Source organism: Hylemonella sp. GW821-FHT12C09 (assembly GCF_058807395.1).
The window spans coordinates 126,894-144,454 of record NZ_JBXAQQ010000002.1 but is presented as its reverse complement, the minus strand read 5'-3'; the positions used below and the strand labels follow the sequence as shown (position 1 = coordinate 144,454).

The window sequence follows — 17,561 nt, the reverse complement described above, 5'->3', positions numbered from 1 at the left end:
CGGGTCGTTGTAGAAATTCTGCTTGTCGATCAGGCGGCCTTGCGCTGGGGCACGGCCGCCGGGTGGCCAGCGTAGTAGTCCATGATGGCCTGCACGCCCGAGCCCGCCAGCTTCACGCCGCCGAGCTTCAGGCCCATCTCGCAGGCGGCTATGGTGCCGATCAGCGTGAGGTCGTTGCTGTCACCCAGGTGGCCGATGCGGAACATGCGGCCCTTGATCTTGCCCAGGCCCGTGCCCAGCGAGCAGTCGAAACGCTCGTAGACGATCTTGCGGATGGCATCGGCGTCCACACCCTCGGGCGTCATCACGCCGGTCAGGATGGGCGAGTACACGCCCGCGTCGGCACACTGGATGGGCAGGCCCCAGGCGTTCACCGCGGCGCGCACGCCGGCGGCCCAGCGCTGGTGGCGCGCCAGCACGGTCTCCAGGCCTTGGCCCAGGATCATGTCGGCCGCTTCGCTCAGGCCGTACATGAGGTTGGTGTTGGGCGTGTAGGGCCAGTAGCCCGTCTTGTTCATCTCGATGATCTCGTCCCAGGCCCAGAAGCTGCGCGGCAGCTTGGCGGTCTTGCTGGCTTCGATGGCCTTGGGCGAGAGCGCGTTGAAGCTCATGCCCGGCGGCAGCATCAGGCCTTTCTGCGAGCCGCTGATGGAGACGTCCACGCCCCATTCGTCGTGTCGGTAGTCGGCCGAGGCCAGGCCCGAGATGGTGTCCACCAGCAGTAGGGCCGGATGTTTTGCCGCGTCCATCGCCTTGCGCACGGCGGCGATGTTGCTGGTCGCGCCCGTCGACGTTTCGTTGTGCACCACGCACACAGCCTTGATGCTGTGGCCCGGGTCGGCCCTCAGGCGCTGCTCGATCAGCTCGGCCGAGACGCCGCGGCGCCAGCTGGCCGGCACGCCGTTGTCGGTGCCGGGCAGGGCGATGACCTCGGCCTTCAGGCCCAGGCGCGTGGCCAGGCGGTTCCAGAGGAAGGCAAAGTGGCCTGTCTCGTACATGAGCACATGGTCGCCGGGCGAGAGGGTGTTGGTCAGCGCGGCTTCCCAGGCGCCGGTGCCCGAGGCCGGGTAGATGATGACCGGGTGTTTGGTCTGGAAGATCTTCTGGATGTCGGCCAGGATCTTCAGGCCCATGGCGCCGAACTCGGGGCCGCGGTGGTCGATGGTGGGCAGGCTCATGGCGCGCAGGACGCGGTCGGGCACGGGGGAGGGGCCCGGGATCTGCAGGAAGTGGCGGCCGGTGGGGTGGAAATCAGTGGTCAGCATGGCAAATCAGAGGTGAAGAACAGACGCATTTTTTGCATACAAAATTTGTTTGTCAATCAGAAAGACCCTAAAATCGCCTGAAATCACGATCTTTTTGAATACAAAGCATATCCATGGCTGAAATCCTGTCCATGCCCACGGCCCTGCACGGGCAGGTCACCCAGCGCCTGCGCCAGCTGCTGGTGGAAGGGCAGATCGCCCCCGGCGCCAAACTCAACGAGCGCGAACTGTGCGAGCAGATGAAGGTCTCGCGCACCCCGCTGCGCGAGGCCATCAAGACCCTGGCCGCCGAAGGCCTGGTGGAGCTGCTGCCCAACCGCGGCGCCATTGCCGTGGAGCTGAGCGAGGCCGACATCCTCAACACCTTCGAGGTCATGGCCGGCCTGGAAGGTCTGTCGGGCGAACTGGCGGCACAACGCATCACGCCCGCGGAGCTGGCCGAGATCGAGGCCATGCACTACGAGATGAAGGCCGCCTATACCCGGCGCGACCTCTCGGCCTATTACCGGCTCAACGCGGCCATCCACCGCGCCTTCAACGCCGCCGCCCGCAACCCGGTGCTCACCGCCACCTACCAGCAGGTCAACGCCCGACTGCAGGCCCTGCGCTTCCGCTCCAACCAGGATGGCGAGAAATGGGCGCGCGCCATGCAGGAGCACGACCGCATGATCGAGGCCCTGCAAAGGCGCGACGGCGCCGCCCTGCGCACCGAACTCGTCGCCCACCTGGGCCACAAGCGTGATGTCGTGGTGGAGCAAATGCGCGCGGCTCAGACAGCGCAGATCGCAAAGTGAGATGGATATGAACGCCCCCCTGCCCGCCAATGTGACACCCGCCTCCCAGACCTACGAGACCGTTTCCCGCCTCAGCAACGAAGTCGCCGGTCGCCTGGCCGCGCGCCTGCGCGCCGAGACCCAGGGCGAGGTGCTGTTCAGCCCGGCCGACCGCGGCCGTTACGCCACCGACGCCTCCATCTACCAGGCCATGCCCGTGGGCGTGTTCCTGCCGCGCGAGGCCTGCGACGTGCGCCTGGCCATCGACATCTGCCGCGACCTGGGTGTGCCCATCGTGCCGCGCGGCGGCGGCACCAGCCAGTGCGGCCAGACGGTGGGTGCGGGGCTGGTCATCGACCACAGCAAACACATGCGCAAGATCCTCGACGTCAACGTCGAGCAGCGCACCGCGCGCGTGGAGCCCGGCCTGGTGCTGGACCACCTGAACGCCGATCTCAAGAAGCACGGCCTCTGGTACCCGGTGGACGTCTCCACCAGCGCGCAGGCCACGCTGGGCGGCATGGCCGGCAACAACTCCTGCGGCAGCCGCTCCATCGCCTACGGCAATATGGTGCACAACGTCATCGGCGCCCAGGCCTGGCTGGCCGACGGCGAACTGCTGACCTTCGGCCGTTACGACCAGGCCAGTGGCCGCGAGAAGCAGATCGGCGACTACGTGCGCGGCCTGGCCGGCCTGCACCGCGACGAGATCGAAGCCCGCTGGCCCAAGGTGCTGCGCCGTGTGGCCGGCTACAACCTCGACATCTTCCACAACCAGAACGAGAAGCCGTACACGAAGGACGGCTCGGTCAACCTGGCCCACCTGCTCATCGGCAGCGAAGGCACGCTGGCGCTCACCCGCTCGCTCTGCCTGCAGCTCAGCGAGCTGCCGCGCGCCAAGGTGCTGGGCGTGGTGAACTTCCCCACCTTCTACCAGGCGATGGACAGCGCCCAGCACATCGTCAAGCTGGGCCACAACATGCGCGAGGGTGCGCTCACGGCCGTGGAGCTGGTGGACCGCACCATGATCGAGCTCTCGCTGCAGAACCCGGCCTTCGCCCCCACCATCCGCACCGCGCTCTCGCCCGCCATCAACGGCGGCAAACCCGAAGCCGTGCTGCTGGTGGAATTCTCCGGCGCCAGCAAGGCCGACATCGCGCCCAAGATCAAGGAACTGGTGGACCTGATGGGTGAGCTGGGCCTGCCCGGCAGCGTGGTGGAGATGATCGACGACGCGCCGCAGAAGAACCTGTGGGAAGTGCGCAAGGCCGGCCTCAACATCATGATGAGCCTGCGCGGCGACGGCAAACCCGTGAGCTTCATCGAAGACTGCGCCGTGCCCCTGGTGCACCTGGCCGAATACACCAACGCGCTCACCGAGGTCTTCAGCAAATACGGCAGCCGCGGCACCTGGTACGCCCACGCCTCGGTCGGCACGCTGCACGTGCGCCCCATCCTGGACATGCGGCGCGATGGCGCCAAGAAGATGCGCGCCATCGCCGAAGAGGCCAGCGAGCTGGTGCGCAAGTACAAGGGCGCCTACAGCGGCGAGCACGGCGATGGCCTGTGCCGCGGCGAGTGGATCGAATGGCAGTTCGGCCCGCGCCTCACGCAAGCCTTCACCCAGATCAAGGAGTACCTGGATCCGGCCTGTCTGCTCAGCCCCAAGCGTTTGATCAACCCGCCCAGGATGGACGACACCACGCTGATGCGCTTCCGGCCCAGCTACAAGGTGGTGCCCATCCAGCCCGCGCTGGACTGGAGCGCCTGGAACGTGCAGGCCGACCCGGTGACCGAAGTGACCACTGCCCCCGGCACCGGCGGCGACCCGGCCCAGGGCCTTGCCAAGGCCGTGGAGATGTGCAACAACAACGGCCACTGCCGCAAGTTCGACGCCGGCACCATGTGCCCGAGCTACCGCGTCACACGCGACGAACAGCACCTCACCCGCGGCCGCGCCAACACCCTGCGCCTGGCGCTCAGCGGCCAGATCGAGGGGCTGGACGGCAAGGATGCCTTGACCAGCGAAGTCGTGCGCGAAGCGATGGATCTTTGCGTGAGCTGCAAGGGCTGCAAGCGCGACTGCCCCACCGGCGTGGACATGGCCAAGCTCAAGGTCGAGTTCCTGCAGCACTACAAGGCCAAACACGGCCACACGCTCAAGGACAAGCTGGTGGGCCAACTGCCCGACTACGCGCGCCACGCCGCCAAGGTGGCCCCGCTGCTCAACCTGCGCGACAAGGTTCCTCTGATGGCCCAGCTCAGCGAAAAGCTCTTCGGCTTTTCCGCCAAACGCAGCCTGCCGCAATGGAAGTCAACCCACTTCTTCAATACACCCGTGCAGAGCGCCACGCGCGCCGAAGTGCTGGCCGCCGCCAAACCCGTGGTGCTCTTCGTCGACACCTTCAACGGCTTTTTCGAATCCGAGAACGCCCACGCCGCCCTGCAGGTGCTGCAGGCTGCGGGCTACACCGTGCACATCGCCAGCAAGGTGCAAGAAGACGGCAAGCACCTCTGCTGTGGCCGCACCCTGCTCTCCGCCGGCATGGTGGACCAGGCCAGGGTGAAAGCGCGCGAGGTGGTGGACAGCCTCTTGCCCTTCGCCGAAAAAGGCATCGCCATCGTGGGCATGGAGCCGTCTTGTCTGCTGACCCTGCGCGACGAACTGCTGGTGATGGGCGTGGGCGAACCGGCGCAGGCCATTGCCAGACAGGCCCTGCTGTTCGAAGAGTTCCTGGCCCGCGAAGCCAGGGCCGGCCAGCTGGAAGCCTTCAAGGCCAAACTCAAACCCGTGAGCCAGCCCGTACTGCTGCACGGCCACTGCCACCAGAAAGCCTTCGCCGCCGTCACGCCCGTGATGGAAGTGCTCAGCCTGATCCCCGGTGCCAAGCCCGAGCTGATCGAAAGCAGTTGCTGCGGCATGGCCGGCAGCTTCGGCTACGAGGCCGAGCACTACGAGGTATCGATGCAGATGGCCGAGGCGGCGCTGTTGCCGGCCGTGCGGGCCAAGGTCGATGCGATAGTCGTGGCGGACGGCACCAGTTGCAGGCACCAGATCGCGGATGGTGCGCAGCGTGAGGCGGTGCACGTGGCGAGGCTGCTCGCAGGACAGCTGGGCTAGTACTGCAACCCAGAGGTAGAGGAACATGATGAAAGCGATGAATTCGTGCGCAGGGCGAGGCGCAAACCACAGTCATAGCCTTCGCTATGGCGAGGATTTGCAACGCGGCCATGCGCGCGAAGGCGCGCTTTCATGTTTCGATACTTCTGGGGCGCAGTACTAGGCCAGGCCTGGTCGAGACATGCGGTCCCTGCGCAGCAGCTTGCTGCTGGCTGTCGTATTCTCCGTGCTCCTGCACGCAGTGGTGCTTGCCTTGGCCGTCAACTACCGGTTCAGTCTGTCCGGCAAGTCTCCTCCGCCGGAAGCGGCGGAGGTCGTCACCGGGGTCGGGGTTGTGCCACCTCCTCCCACGAGGGCGCTCCCTGTCCCGGCCTATCCGGCGATCCTGGGGCCCCGGCCAGCCGCGATCACGGCTCCTGCGAAAACGGTCCTGCCCGACCGCACCGTGACGGCCGCGGCGGCCGGGCGTCAACCGGCTTCCATGCCCGCACCGCCGGCGCCCACTGCCGAAGAGTGGGCCTTCGCCGCCAGATACACGCGCAGGAACAGCAAGGGTTACCGCTACAGCTGGGGTCAGCAGGTCCGCAGCCTGATGGGCACGGCGATCGAGGGCCCCGACCAGGGCCTGGTCAGGTTTCGGGTGGAAATTGCGCCTGATGGGAGCTTGTCGAAGCTGGAGCTGTTGTGGAGCACTTCCGCCCTTGCCGAGCAACGGGCCCGTCGAGCCATCGAGAGCATGCCGCGTTTGCCGGCGACGCCGACTGGCAAACCCCTGCGCTTCGAGAGGACGATCTCGTTCACGCCTTTTGCTTCGGAGGGGCCCCCGATCTACCGGGACGACTGCCTGCCGGAGCCGCCTTCGTTCCGCAATCCGTTTGCGTGGGACGGGCGGTCCCCGCAAGTCCCGACCGAGCCCGAGCCGGTCGAGAAACTCGACCCGCAGGCTGTCGAGGAATGCCTCAGGCAACTGCCCCAGGACTCCATCGAGGCCGAGGGCGCGCACGACCAGAGACAGCTTGAGCAATGGGGATCGGACAAACTGGGCCGCTGACGATCCGATGCGGGTATGGGTTCGCTGCCATCGAAGCCCTGCGCCGGGGCCTCGTGTGACCGTGACGGTGCCACGCCTTGTGGAGCACCTCTGCCCCGGCAAAGTTGGCAGCCCCCGCGGATCGTCCTAAGATGCAGGCGAACCCACATCCATCCAGAAACGGAGTCTTGCCATGTACAAGCGCATCCTGTTGGGCTACGACGGTTCCGAGTCCGGGCAGCAGGCCCTGCTGGGCAGCCGCGAGATCGCGCAGTGGAGCCAGGCCGAGCTGGTGCTCGTGGCCGTGATGCCGCTGCCCATCGCCAGCCTGGGGCCCGAGGGCGGGCTCTATGACCCCAAGGTGGAGGAGATCGAGCGGGAACGTTACCGCCTCATCCTTGAGGCCGGGGTGCAGCGTCTGGCGCAGGCGGGTTTGCAGGCACGCGGTGAGGTGCTCAGTGGCGATCCGGTGCACGAGCTGGCCAAGGCTGCCGGCCGCCTGCAGGCCGACCTGATCGTGCTGGGGCACCAGCACCAGGACAGCTGGGCCGCGCGCTGGTGGCGCGGCTCGGTCTCCAAATCACTCATCGAGCACGCGCCCTGTAGCGTGCTGGTGGTGATCACGCGCTGAGCACTTGCGAATACATCTACGGCGCTGGCCCGTCGCGGCGTTGGGCGGTGCTCGTCATCCTCACGTACCTGAAGTACGTTCCGGTGACTGCGCTCCGTCCGCCTTGCGCTCGGGCCGCTCGCTATGATTTCTTCACAAGTTCTGAAGGCGCCCGCTCAGCCCCGCAGCAGCGCAGTGATCTGCTGGTCTTTTTCTTCCCAGATGGCCGCCAGCCAGCGGTGGAACTGGCCGCGGAATTCCGCGTCGTCCTCGTAGTCGCCCGTGCAGAACTCGGCCGGGATGGGCAGCTGGCGCGCACGCACGATCACCCTGGGCGTGCGGCCGCAGAGGAACTGCCAGAAGGTGGGGGCGCCATCGGGGTAGACGATGGTCACGTCGATCATGGCGTGGAACTGATCGCCCATGGCGTTGAGCGCCAGTGCCAGCGCGCCGGCCTTGGGCTTGAGCAGGTGGCGGTAGGGCGAGCCCGAGGACTGGTGCTTGGCCGCGGTGAAACGCGTGCCTTCGGCAAAGTTCATCACGCTGGTGGGCACGCGGGCGAATTTCTGGCAGGCGCGGCGCGTGGTCTCGCGGTCCTGGCGGCGCAGGTCGGGGTTCTTGCGCAAGGCGGCCTTGCCGTGCCGGCGCATGAAGGGGAAGTCCAGCGCCCACCAGGCCAGGCCGATCACGGGCACGTAGATGAGCTGCTGCTTCAGGAAGAACTTCAGCATGGGGATGCGCCGGTTCATCACATGCTGCAGCACGAAGATGTCCACCCAGGACTGGTGGTTGCAGTTCACCAGGTACCAGCCCTGGTAGGGCAGCTCGGCCACGCCCTGCACATCCCAGCGGGTTTTCTGCGTAAGCCACATCCAGCCGCTGTTGCAGGCGATCCAGGCGGTGGCGATGGCATTGAGGACCGGGTCGATGGCTTGCCGCACGGCCTGGAAGGGCAACACCAGCTTGACCAGCGCGAACATGAACAACAGCGAGCACCAGGAGAGCGTGTTGATCGCCAGCAGCAAGGAGGCGAGGATGCCTTTGACGAGGGAAGGCAGGAAACTGAGCATGGCAGGTCGGGGTGGGCGGAGGACAGGCCAAGTTCTGGCCCGGACGCCGCCACAAATGAAGCGGTAGGCACATTGTGCGTCTTGTGCGGGCTTCCGGCACTGCGCTAGATCATCATTTGACGGATTTCCCCTGATGTAAGGCGGGTGGCAGCGAGCCGGCACATAATTGCAGGCAAGAAGCCGGGGCCGGGGCTCCGGCCGGGTTGGAGCTGACTATTCAAGAAATGCAGATGAAACGTCTGGATGATTTCCGCATGCGCCTGGGTCGCCAGGAACTGGTACCCATCATGATCGGTGGCATGGGGGTGGACATCTCCTCCGCCGATCTCGCCGTGGAGGCCGCCCGCCTGGGCGGGGTGGGGCATATCTCCGATGCCATGGTCAAGACGGTGAGCGACCGCCGCTACAAGACCAAGTTCGTCAAGGCCAAGCAGGCGCAGTACCAGTACAACGTGGAGTCGGCGGACAAGTCGGCCGTGAAGTTCAACCTGGAGGATCTGGCCGAGGCCACGCGCCTGCACGTGGGCAACACCATGGCGCGCAAGACCGGCAGCGGCCAGATCTTCATTAACTGCATGGAAAAGCTCACGATGAACGGGCCCAAGGAGACGCTCAGCGTGCGCATGAACGCGGCGCTGGACGCGGGCATCGACGGCATCACGCTGGCGGCCGGCCTGCACCTGGGCTCTTTCGCGCTGATCGAGGGCAACCCGCGTTTTCGTGACGCCAAGCTGGGCATCATCGTGTCTTCGCTGCGCGCGCTGCAGCTCTTCCTGAAGAAGAACAGCCGCCTGAACCGCCTGCCCGACTATGTGGTGGTGGAAGGCCCGCTGGCCGGCGGTCACCTGGGTTTCGGCATGGACTGGGCCCAGTACGACCTGGCCACCATCGTGGCCGAGATCCTGGCCTACCTGAAGCAGGAGCAGCTCGACATTCCCGTCATCCCCGCGGGCGGTATCTTCACGGGCAGCGATGCCGTGCGCTTCATGGAGATGGGCGCCTCGGGTGTGCAGGTGGCCACGCGCTTCACCGTCACCAGGGAGTGCGGCCTGCCGGAGGACATCAAGCAGGAATACTTCAAGGCCAAGGAAGAGGACATCGAGGTCAACGAGATCTCGCCCACGGGTTATCCCATGCGCATGATCAAGGGCAGCCCCGGCATCGGCGACGGCATCCGCCCGAACTGCGAGGCCTACGGCTATCTGCTGGACGCCAACGGCAAGTGCGCCTATATCGAGGCCTATAACCGCGAGGTGGCGGCCCACCCCGGCGAGCGCAAGGTCAAGGTGTGGGACAAGACCTGCCTGTGCACCCACATGCGCAACTTCGACATCTGGACCTGCGGCCAGCTGGCCTGGCGCCTGAAGGACACCAGCGTGCGCCACGCCGACGGCAGCTACCAGCTGCTCAGCGCGCAGCACGTCTTCGAGGACTACCAGTTCAGCACCGACAACCAGGTGCGCCTGCCGGCGGCCGAGGCGGCGCCGGTGTCAGCCGACTGATCCGCTCGTTCGCGCCTTCGGGGCCGCCCAGGGCGGATCGGCCTACCCTAGGTGATCTTGAAGACGGTTCTTGTTTTCCGGGAACCCGCTATTTCATCGTAGGCCGCCCATTGCTTGATGCCCTTGACCAGGACCGAGGCACTGACGTCCTTGAGGGCTGACTTGGCCTTGAGCTTGCTGGTGACCCAGTCCTGCACATGCGGCAGGGTGCTGCCTTGCTCACCCGTCGGGATGAGCAGCTCCTTGCCTGCAACGATGCCGGCCGATGTGACTTTGATCTCGGTGGCGGGCATGCTGCGGGTCTCTTGTGCGTGAAGGGTGTCTGGATTATCCATGCCGGGCTGCGGCCCGCCCCGCAACCGCACGCCCTCAGCCGCAGACCTTGCGCGCGATCAGGTCCTTCATGATCTCGTTGGTGCCGCCGTAGATCTTCTGCACGCGGGCGTCGGCCCAGAGGCGGGCGATGGGGTATTCGGCCATGTAGCCGTAGCCGCCAAAGAGCTGCAGGCATTCGTCCGTCACCTTGCACTGCTGCTCGGTGGTCCACCACTTGGCCATGTACGCCGCCTCCACGTCCAGCGTGCCGTCGAGCAGGCGCTGGGTGCAGTCGTTCACGAAGCTGCGCACCACGTGCGCCAGCGTGGCGCATTCGGCCAGCCTGAAGCGCGTGTTCTGGAAATCGATCACGCGCTGGCCAAAGGCCTTGCGCTGCTGCGTGTAGTCCACCGTGAGCTCCACCGCGCGTTCGATGACCGAGGCCGCAGCCACGGCCAGCAGCATGCGCTCGAAGGGCAGCTGGCTCATGAGTTGTGCAAAACCCTGGCCTTCCGTGCCGCCCAGCAGGTTGGCGACGGGCGCGCGCGCACCGTCGAAAAAGAGCTCGCAGGTGTCCGAGGCGTGCAGGCCCACCTTTTCCAGGAGGGTGGCGCGAAAGCCCGGCAGCTTCTCCGTTTCGAGCACCAGCAGCGAGACGCCCTTGCTGCCCTCGCCGCCGGTGCGCACGACCACGACCAGCAGGTTGGCGGTGTAGCCGTTGGTGATGAAAACCTTGCTGCCGTCGACCACGTAGTCATCGCCCTCACGGCGTGCGCGGGTACGGATGGCTTTGAGGTCGGAGCCGGCGCCGGGCTCGGTCATGGCGATGCCGGCGATCAGTTCGCCGCTGGCCAGACCGGGCAGCCAGCGCTGCTTCTGCTCTTCGGTGCCGTAGTCCAGGATGTAGTGCGCGGCGATGGTGTGCACGGCGACCGTCCCGGGGATTTCGGCGCGCGCCAGTTCGTCGGCCACCACCAGCTGGTAGGCCAGGCTGGCGCCGGCGCCGCCATAGGCTTCGGGCATCTCGGGCAGCAGGAAACCCAGCTCACCGAAAGGCCGCCAGACTCCGCGCGGGATGTAACCCTGCTGGCGCCAGCCAGCGAGGTGCGGCAGCAGTTGGGCGTTGACGTAACGACGCAGCTGGTCGCGGAAGGCGTCGATGTCCGTATCCATCCAGGGGTGGCGGTGCAGTTGCGGCAGCATGGGGTTCCTTCGGTGGCGGCGCGTGTGCTGCCGATTGTGCGACAGGCTTGCGCTGCCGTTGAAGCTGCCGGCGCCGGAGGCCGTCCGTGCTTTCCCGAGCTTTACATCATTCAAACAGACGTTAGAATGTACGCATGAAAAAGCGCGAACTCAAGGACCTGCTCTACGAACAGGTGGCCCGCATCGGCAAGGCCGTCTCCAGTCCCAAGCGGCTGGAGCTGCTGGAACTGCTGGCCCAGGGCGAGAAGACGGTGGAGGTGCTGGCGGCCGAACTGTCCATCGACGTCAAACTGGCCAGCGCGCACCTCAAGGCGCTCAAGGCCGCGCGCCTGGTGGAGCACCGGCGCGAGGGCAAGTACATGGTCTACCGCCTCAGTGGTGAGGACGTGGGCCAGCTCTGGGTGACGCTGCGCCTGGTGGCCGAGGAGCATCTGGTGGAGCTGCAGCTGGCGCTGCAGAAGATGGTGGCCGCACCCGAGCAGCTCACCCAGGCCAGCCGCAAGGAACTGCTGGCCCAGGCCAAGCGCGGCGAGGTCATCGTGCTGGACGTGCGGCCCGAGGAAGAGTACGAGGTGGCGCACCTGCCCTATGCGCGCTCCATGCCGGTGGCCGAGATCGAGAAACGCCTGGCCGAACTGCCCAAGGGGCGCGAGATCGTTGCCTATTGCCGTGGACCGTTCTGCCTGTTTTCCGAGGAAGCGCAGCAACTGCTCACGCGCAAGGGCTACCGCGTGCGCAAGCTGCTGGACGGCGTGGCCGAGTGGCGGGCCGCCGGTTTGCCGCTGGAACGCGGATAAGAGGAGACACCATGTTTTTCAGGCAACTGGCGACGAAAGAAGCGTCGCTGTCCTATTTTTTCGGGTGCGCAACGGCTGCCAAGGCGGTGGCCGTGGACGTCGTGGCGGGGGATGAACCCTGGTTCATCGATGAAGCGAAGAAGGCCGGGGTGTCGATCACGCACGTGATCGACACCCACGTCCACGCCGACCACTACTCCGGCGGGCGCAAGCTGGCCGCCATGCTGGGCGCGCCGTACTGCCTGCACGAGGCTGACCGCAGCGTCGTGCAGTTCGACTTCGAGCCGCTGCGCGACGGCCAGACCCTGGATCTGGGCAATGTGCAGGTGGAAGTGCTGCACACGCCGGGGCATACGCCCGACAGCATCTGCCCGCTGGTCACCGACCTGCGCCGCGGCGGCGCGCCCTGGTTCGTGCTGACGGGCGACACGCTGTTCGTCGGCGCCGTCGGCCGCCCCGACCTGGCAGGACAAGAGCGCGTGATGGCGGGGCAGCTCCATGACGCTTTGCAGACCCGGCTGATGCGCCTGCCGGCCGATCTGGAGATCTACCCTGGCCACCAGGCGGGTAGCGCCTGTGGTGTCGGCCTGTCGGGCAAGCCCTCGTCCACCATCGGCTTTGAGAAGCGCTGGAACCCGGCGCTTTCCATGCGCCGCGAAGAGTTCATCACCGAGCTCACGCGCGAGATCCCGCCGCGCCCGGCCGACATGGACCGTATGGTCGCGGCCAATATCTCGGCCTGAACGGGGAAGCATTGTGAGTGAACTCAGCGTGGCGCGCCACGAGGTGCAAGACTATTTGCACGGCATCCGTCAGAACCTGGCGCAGTTCGTCCACCAGTTGCTGCAGGTGCTGCTGGTGGGCCTGACCATCGGCATGATGCGCACCGTGGTGCCGGCCCTGGCCAGTGTCGAGTTCGGCGTGCCCCAGGGCTCCTTCATGCTGCTGATCTCCTTTGTCGTGGCCTTCGGCTTCGTCAAGGGCACCCTCAACTTCGTGGCCGGTCGCCTGTCGGAGCGTTTCGGGCGCAAGCGTGTGCTGCTGATCGGCTGGCTCAGCGCGCTGCCGATTCCCTTCATGATCCTGTGGGCCCCGAGCTGGGGCTGGATCGTGGCAGCCACGGTGTTGCTGGGCATGAACCAGGGCTTCGCCTGGTCCATGACGCAGACGGCCAAACTCGACATCACGCGCGCCGACCAGCGCGGCCTGACCATCGGCCTCAACGAGTTCGCCGGTTATGTGGGCGTGGCCATCGCCGGAATCGTGACCGGCTACATGGCCACGGCCTTCGGCGCGCGGCTGGGCCTGCTGATCTTCGGCCTGGTGGTGATCGTCTCGGCGCTGCTGCTGACGCTGTTCTTCGTCCGGGAAACCCTGCCTTGGGCCAAGGCCGAAGGGGCGCGCCATGCGGCCGGCAAGGCCGGCGGGCCGGTGCCGCGTTATCCCGTCAACGTGCCTGCCAAGCCCAGCACCTGGGACCTGTTTGCGCTGATGACCTGGCGCGACCGCCGCCTGGCCGCGCTCTGCCAGGCCGGCCTGGTGGAGAAGTTCGTCGATGCGCTGATCTGGGTCTTCTACCCGGTGTTCCTCTACCAGCAGGGCCTGTGCCTGCCCCAGGTGGGCTGGGTCATCGGCGTCTATGGTTTTGTCTGGGGCGGCTCGCAGCTCTTTACGGGCAAGCTGTCGGACCGTATCGGCCGCCACCTGCCCAATGTGGCCGGCATGGGGATCTGCGGCGCCGGCGTGGCCATGATGCTGCTGGGCTCGGGCGTGGCCTGGTGGTCGTTTTCGGCGGCGGTGTCGGGTCTGGGCATGGCGCTGCTGTACCCCAACCTCTCGGCCGCTGTGGCCGACATCTCGCACCCCAGCTGGCGCGGCTCGGCCATCGGCATCTACCGCTTCTGGCGCGACCTGGGCTACGGCATCGGCGCGCTGGGCCTGGGCGCGGTGGCGCATTTCACCGGTCACATGGAGGGCGCCTTCTGGTTCGTGGCCCTGTCCATGGCCCTTTCCGGTGCGCTGCTGTGGTGGTGGGGTGAGGAAACCCACCCGCGGATCAACCCCGCCTGAACCGATTCAAACTGGAGAAATGAAACCATGAAAAAACTGCTGACCCTCTCCCTGCTCGCGCTGTCCGCTGCTGTTGCCAGCCTGCCGGCCCATGCCGACGACAAGGCGGTCCTCGATGCGCTGGAGGGCTATTTCGAGTTCGTCGATTACGGCGGCGCCACCATCTTCCCCGAGCAGATCCCCAAGGACGACTGGAAGAAGTTCTTCGTCATCGACGCGCGTGACAAGGGTCAGTTCGACAAGGGCCACATCCCCGGCGCGCACCACATCGAGTGGCGCCAGGTGCTGGCCAAGCGCAACGAGATCCCCAAGGACAAGCCGGTGCTGATCTATTGCAACCAGGGCACGCTGTCGGCGCAGGCCGGGCTGGCGCTGCGCCTGGCAGGGTACGAGAACGTGCGCATCCTGCAGGGCGGCATGGGCGAGTGGAAAGCCAAGGGCGGTTTCGACGCGGCCAGCCGCGCCACGGGCGCACCCTCGCACAGCGGGAACTGACGTCGCAGGCCCTAGACCCGCTCGTACAGCGTCACCACGCAGGCGCCACCCAGGCCCAGGTTGTGTTGCAGGGCCAGGCGCGCATCGGCCACCTGGCGTGCGCCGGCCTGGCCACGCAACTGCTGCACGAGCTCGGTGCACTGGGCCAGGCCCGTGGCGCCCAGCGGGTGGCCCTTGCTAAGCAGGCCGCCCGAGGGGTTGGTGACGAACTGGCCGCCGTAAGTGTTGTCACCGTCCATGACGAACTTCTCGGCGCCGCCTTCCGGGCACAGGCCCAGGGCCTCGTAGCTGATGAGTTCGTTCTGGGCGAAACAGTCGTGCAGTTCCACCACGTCCATGTCCTGCGGGGCGATGCCGGCCTGCTCGTAGACCTGGCGCGCGGCGTCCTTCGCCATGGAGAAACCGACCACCTCGCGCATGTCACGCGCCTCGAAGGTGGCAGGCGTGTCGGTGGTCATGGCCTGGGCGCGGATGCGCACGCTGCGGTCCAGTCCGTGCTTTCGCGCGAACGCATCCGAGCAGATCACGGCCGCTGCGGCGCCGCAGGTGGGCGGGCAGGCCATCAGGCGCGTCATCACGCCGTCCCACAGCATGGGCGCGGCCATCACATCGTCGGTTGTCACTTCCTTGCGGAAGAGCGCCAGCGGGTTGTGCGCGGCGTGGCGGCTGGCCTTGGCGCGGATGGCGGCGAAGGTTTCCAGCTTCGTGCCGTACTGCTGCATATGCGCCAGGCCGGCGCCGCCGAAGTAGCGCAGGGCCAGCGGTATCTCGGCATGGCCGACCAGCTCCTCGGTGGCGTGGTCGAAGCGGTCGAAGGGCGAGGGCCGGTCGCCGAACACGGCGCCCAGGGCGCCGGGGCTCATGTGTTCGAAGCCCAGGGCCAGCACACAGTCGGCCGCACCGCTGGCCACGGCCTGGCGCGCCAGGAACAGGGCGGTGGAGCCGGTGGAGCAGTTGTTGTTGACGTTGATGATGGGGATGCCGCTCATGCCCACCTCGTAGAGCGCGCGCTGGCCAGCAGTGGAGTCGCCGTAGACGTAGCCCACGTAGGCCTGCTGGATCTGCGCGTAATCCAGGCCGGCGTCGGCCAGGGCCGCGCGCGTGGCTTCGGCGGCCATCTCGGGGTAGGGGCGGTTGGCGCCGGGTTTGGTGAAGGGGATCATGCCGACACCGGCGACCAGGACGTGGCTGGACATGGGGAGCTCCGCAGTTCTGACTGCTGCCAGCTTAGCACCGGCCGGCGGCGCGCCGAATTCGCCAATGGCCGCGTATGTTTGCTGCTTGTCGCGAGCAGGTCATGGCCGGCCGCGGCTGGCTTGGGCGTGGGACACTCAAGTTTCAGCGCTTTGGGGTCGACAGACAGCCAGGGCGGTCAGCGGGATCGCCGGGCCAGGGCGCCCATGGACAGCGTGCAAGGGATCGTGGGAAAACCGTGCTGATCGTCATTGCCCTGAACCTGATCCGGCGTTATGCTGATTCCGGTCCTCCGATGCCACCTCCCCCAAATGAACAACGACCAGGGACTCCCGATGAACAACCTCAAGATCTCCACGCGACTCACCCTGCTGGTCGGCGTGCTCGTCCTGCTGCTGCTGATCGTCGGTTTCATAGGCATACGGGGGATGGGCGATACCAATGACGGCTTGAAGACGGTCTACGAAGACCGTACCGTGCCCATGGGGCAGCTGCTGGACGTGCAGCGCAACATCCTGCGCAACCGGGTGGCGGCCAACAACGCCATCGCCATGCCCACGCCGGAGAACATCAAGGAGAGGGCAGACGAAATCGATCAGAACATCGCTGCGATCAACAAGGTGTGGAAAGAATACATGGCCACCTACCTGACCCCCAAGGAGACCGAGATTGCCAAGGCCTTCGCCCAGGATTGGGACCGTTTTGTCGGTGAATTCCTGCGGCCCGTCCAGACGGCCCTGCGCGCCAACGACCTCGATACGGCGCGCCGTTTGTTGGCCGAAAAAGACAGGGTGATCTATCCGGAGGTGCGCAAGCAGCTGGGGCTGCTGACCGAACTGCAACTGGACGTGGCCAGGCAGGAATATGACGGCGCCGTCGCGCGTTTCACCACGGCCCGCATGATGATGATCGGCTTCTTCATCCTGGGCGCAGGCTTCGCCATTGTTTTTGGCTGGATGCTGGTGCGCAATATTTCGCGTGCCCTGGCCGAGGCCATCGAGACTGCGCATGCCGTGTCGCAGGGTGATTTGTCGCGCCCCATCACGACGACCGGCAAGGACGAGGTGGCGCAGTTGCTGCAGGCCCTGTCGTCCATGCAGAGTTCCCTGGTGGGGGTGGTGGGCACGGTGCGCCAGGGCTCGGAGTCTGTCTCCACGGCCAGCGCCGAGATTGCCCAGGGTAACAACGACCTGAGCGCGCGCACCGAAAGCCAGGCCAGCGCGCTGGAAGAGACGGCGGCCTCGATGGAAGAACTCTCCTCCACGGTGAAGCAGAACGCCGACAACGCCCGCCAGGCCAACCAGCTGGCGCAGAGCGCGAGCACCGTGGCCGTGCAGGGCGGTGAAGTCGTGGCTCGGGTGGTGGACACCATGAAAGGCATCAATGACAGTTCCAAGAAGATCGCCGATATCATCAGCGTGATCGACGGTATCGCTTTCCAGACCAACATCCTGGCGCTCAATGCGGCGGTGGAGGCCGCGCGTGCTGGCGAGCAGGGCCGCGGCTTTGCCGTGGTGGCCGCCGAAGTACGCAGCCTGGCCGGGCGCAGCGCGGAAGCCGCCAAGGAGATCAAGACCCTGATCACGGAAAGTGTGGGCCGGGTCGAGCAGGGTACGACCCTGGTGGACCAGGCCGGCGCCACCATGAACGAAGTGGTGGTCAGCATCCGGCGCGTGACCGACATCATGGGCGAGATCAGCGCGGCCAGCACCGAGCAGAGCCAGGGCGTGGCGCAGATCGGCGAGGCGGTCACGCAGATGGACCAGGCCACGCAGCAGAACGCCGCGCTGGTGGAGGAGATGGCGGCGGCGGCCAGCAGCCTGCGCGGGCAGGCACAGGACCTGGTGCAGGCGGTGGCCGTCTTCAAGCTGGCCCAGGGGGCGCAGGCTGCGGCCACACCTGCACCCAGCCGCGCGCCTGCCAGCAAGCCGGCACCGCGCCCGGCCACTCCCAAGCCGGCGCTATCTTCGCCGGCGGCTTCTTCCGCCGTGCCGGTCAAGTCCAGCGCGGGGGGGGATGCCGGAGACTGGGAAAGCTTCTGAACAAACTGTCTGAGGGGTGAGGGTCGGCGTGTGGCCGTTCCATGCAGGCTTACTGGCCAGCTTAGCGCCCAACA

At 66.4% G+C, this 17,561-nt stretch carries 15 protein-coding genes; 10 read left to right on the top strand and 5 right to left on the bottom strand.

Annotated features, from left to right (window positions below):
• Positions 1-29 precede the first annotated feature (29 nt).
• Positions 30-1,265 (bottom strand): pyridoxal-phosphate-dependent aminotransferase family protein, encoded by a 1,236-nt coding sequence (locus AC1RRP_RS04555; RefSeq protein WP_493033687.1) that lies wholly within the window; start codon positions 1,263-1,265, stop codon positions 30-32.
• Positions 1,266-1,378: 113 nt separating this feature from the next.
• On the opposite strand from AC1RRP_RS04555, the gene AC1RRP_RS04550 reads away from it, so the two are divergent.
• The 4 genes from AC1RRP_RS04550 to AC1RRP_RS04535 all read left to right on the top strand — a co-directional run bounded on the left by AC1RRP_RS04550 (position 1,379) and on the right by AC1RRP_RS04535 (position 6,820).
• Complete coding sequence (locus AC1RRP_RS04550; protein ID WP_493033685.1) at positions 1,379-2,059, top strand: GntR family transcriptional regulator; 681 nt, start codon at positions 1,379-1,381, stop codon at positions 2,057-2,059.
• 7 nt (positions 2,060-2,066) lie between these two features.
• A complete protein-coding gene (locus AC1RRP_RS04545) occupies positions 2,067-5,159 on the top strand; it encodes an FAD-binding and (Fe-S)-binding domain-containing protein (RefSeq protein ID WP_493033683.1) in 3,093 nt (1,030 codons plus the stop codon).
• A gap of 181 nt (positions 5,160-5,340) precedes the next feature.
• Positions 5,341-6,210, top strand: a complete 870-nt coding sequence (locus tag AC1RRP_RS04540) for an energy transducer TonB (protein ID WP_493033681.1) — start codon at positions 5,341-5,343, stop codon at positions 6,208-6,210.
• Positions 6,211-6,382: 172 nt separating this feature from the next.
• Entirely contained in the window at positions 6,383-6,820 is a 438-nt protein-coding gene (locus AC1RRP_RS04535) for a universal stress protein (RefSeq protein ID WP_493033679.1), read from the top strand.
• A 155-nt stretch (positions 6,821-6,975) separates the two neighbouring features.
• Here the strand turns inward: AC1RRP_RS04535 and yihG are convergent, their stop codons facing one another.
• Positions 6,976-7,869, bottom strand: a complete 894-nt coding sequence (gene yihG / locus AC1RRP_RS04530) for a 1-acylglycerol-3-phosphate O-acyltransferase, YihG family (RefSeq protein WP_493033677.1) — start codon at positions 7,867-7,869, stop codon at positions 6,976-6,978.
• A gap of 230 nt (positions 7,870-8,099) precedes the next feature.
• Here yihG and AC1RRP_RS04525 point away from each other — a divergent pair, with 230 nt between their 5' ends.
• A complete protein-coding gene (locus AC1RRP_RS04525) occupies positions 8,100-9,371 on the top strand; it encodes a nitronate monooxygenase (RefSeq protein ID WP_493033675.1) in 1,272 nt (423 codons plus the stop codon).
• A gap of 47 nt (positions 9,372-9,418) precedes the next feature.
• On the opposite strand, the gene AC1RRP_RS04520 is transcribed toward AC1RRP_RS04525, so the two are convergent.
• Positions 9,419-9,664: a hypothetical protein gene (locus AC1RRP_RS04520; protein WP_493033673.1), complete on the bottom strand. Its 246-nt coding sequence runs from the start codon at positions 9,662-9,664 to the stop codon at positions 9,419-9,421.
• Positions 9,665-9,740: 76 nt separating this feature from the next.
• Positions 9,741-10,889 carry an acyl-CoA dehydrogenase family protein gene (locus AC1RRP_RS04515; protein WP_493033671.1) on the bottom strand — a complete coding sequence of 383 codons (1,149 nt, stop codon included), beginning with the start codon at positions 10,887-10,889 and terminating at the stop codon, positions 9,741-9,743.
• 134 nt (positions 10,890-11,023) lie between these two features.
• Here AC1RRP_RS04515 and AC1RRP_RS04510 point away from each other — a divergent pair, with 134 nt between their 5' ends.
• The 4 genes from AC1RRP_RS04510 to AC1RRP_RS04495 are packed head-to-tail and all read left to right on the top strand — an operon-like array spanning position 11,024 to position 14,251.
• Positions 11,024-11,686, top strand: coding sequence for an ArsR/SmtB family transcription factor (locus tag AC1RRP_RS04510; RefSeq protein WP_493033669.1), 663 nt, complete (start codon positions 11,024-11,026; stop codon positions 11,684-11,686).
• A gap of 11 nt (positions 11,687-11,697) precedes the next feature.
• On the top strand, positions 11,698-12,429 hold the full coding sequence (locus AC1RRP_RS04505; protein WP_493033667.1) for an MBL fold metallo-hydrolase: 732 nt from the start codon (positions 11,698-11,700) through the stop codon (positions 12,427-12,429).
• A gap of 13 nt (positions 12,430-12,442) precedes the next feature.
• Complete coding sequence (locus tag AC1RRP_RS04500; protein ID WP_493033665.1) at positions 12,443-13,756, top strand: MFS transporter; 1,314 nt, start codon at positions 12,443-12,445, stop codon at positions 13,754-13,756.
• A 27-nt stretch (positions 13,757-13,783) separates the two neighbouring features.
• Entirely contained in the window at positions 13,784-14,251 is a 468-nt protein-coding gene (locus tag AC1RRP_RS04495; protein ID WP_493033663.1) for a rhodanese-like domain-containing protein, read from the top strand.
• Positions 14,252-14,262: 11 nt separating this feature from the next.
• On the opposite strand, the gene AC1RRP_RS04490 is transcribed toward AC1RRP_RS04495, so the two are convergent.
• Positions 14,263-15,447: a lipid-transfer protein gene (locus AC1RRP_RS04490; protein WP_493033661.1), complete on the bottom strand. Its 1,185-nt coding sequence runs from the start codon at positions 15,445-15,447 to the stop codon at positions 14,263-14,265.
• A gap of 333 nt (positions 15,448-15,780) precedes the next feature.
• On the opposite strand from AC1RRP_RS04490, the gene AC1RRP_RS04485 reads away from it, so the two are divergent.
• A complete protein-coding gene (locus AC1RRP_RS04485) occupies positions 15,781-17,487 on the top strand; it encodes a methyl-accepting chemotaxis protein (RefSeq protein WP_493033659.1) in 1,707 nt (568 codons plus the stop codon).
• Positions 17,488-17,561 lie beyond the last annotated feature (74 nt).

Bases quoted from the DNA above. Each gene is read 5' to 3' on its own strand.
- AC1RRP_RS04555 (WP_493033687.1), bottom strand. From the start codon at position 1,265: ATGCTGACCACTGATTTCCACCCCACCGGCCGCCACTTCCTGCAGATC.
- AC1RRP_RS04550 (WP_493033685.1), top strand. From the start codon at position 1,379: ATGGCTGAAATCCTGTCCATGCCCACGGCCCTGCACGGGCAGGTCACC.
- AC1RRP_RS04545 (WP_493033683.1), top strand. From the start codon at position 2,067: ATGAACGCCCCCCTGCCCGCCAATGTGACACCCGCCTCCCAGACCTAC.
- AC1RRP_RS04540 (WP_493033681.1), top strand. From the start codon at position 5,341: ATGCGGTCCCTGCGCAGCAGCTTGCTGCTGGCTGTCGTATTCTCCGTG.
- AC1RRP_RS04535 (WP_493033679.1), top strand. From the start codon at position 6,383: ATGTACAAGCGCATCCTGTTGGGCTACGACGGTTCCGAGTCCGGGCAG.
- yihG (WP_493033677.1), bottom strand. From the start codon at position 7,869: ATGCTCAGTTTCCTGCCTTCCCTCGTCAAAGGCATCCTCGCCTCCTTG.
- AC1RRP_RS04525 (WP_493033675.1), top strand. From the start codon at position 8,100: ATGAAACGTCTGGATGATTTCCGCATGCGCCTGGGTCGCCAGGAACTG.
- AC1RRP_RS04520 (WP_493033673.1), bottom strand. From the start codon at position 9,664: ATGCCCGCCACCGAGATCAAAGTCACATCGGCCGGCATCGTTGCAGGC.
- AC1RRP_RS04515 (WP_493033671.1), bottom strand. From the start codon at position 10,889: ATGCTGCCGCAACTGCACCGCCACCCCTGGATGGATACGGACATCGAC.
- AC1RRP_RS04510 (WP_493033669.1), top strand. From the start codon at position 11,024: ATGAAAAAGCGCGAACTCAAGGACCTGCTCTACGAACAGGTGGCCCGC.
- AC1RRP_RS04505 (WP_493033667.1), top strand. From the start codon at position 11,698: ATGTTTTTCAGGCAACTGGCGACGAAAGAAGCGTCGCTGTCCTATTTT.
- AC1RRP_RS04495 (WP_493033663.1), top strand. From the start codon at position 13,784: ATGAAAAAACTGCTGACCCTCTCCCTGCTCGCGCTGTCCGCTGCTGTT.
- AC1RRP_RS04490 (WP_493033661.1), bottom strand. From the start codon at position 15,447: ATGTCCAGCCACGTCCTGGTCGCCGGTGTCGGCATGATCCCCTTCACC.
- AC1RRP_RS04485 (WP_493033659.1), top strand. From the start codon at position 15,781: ATGAACAACCTCAAGATCTCCACGCGACTCACCCTGCTGGTCGGCGTG.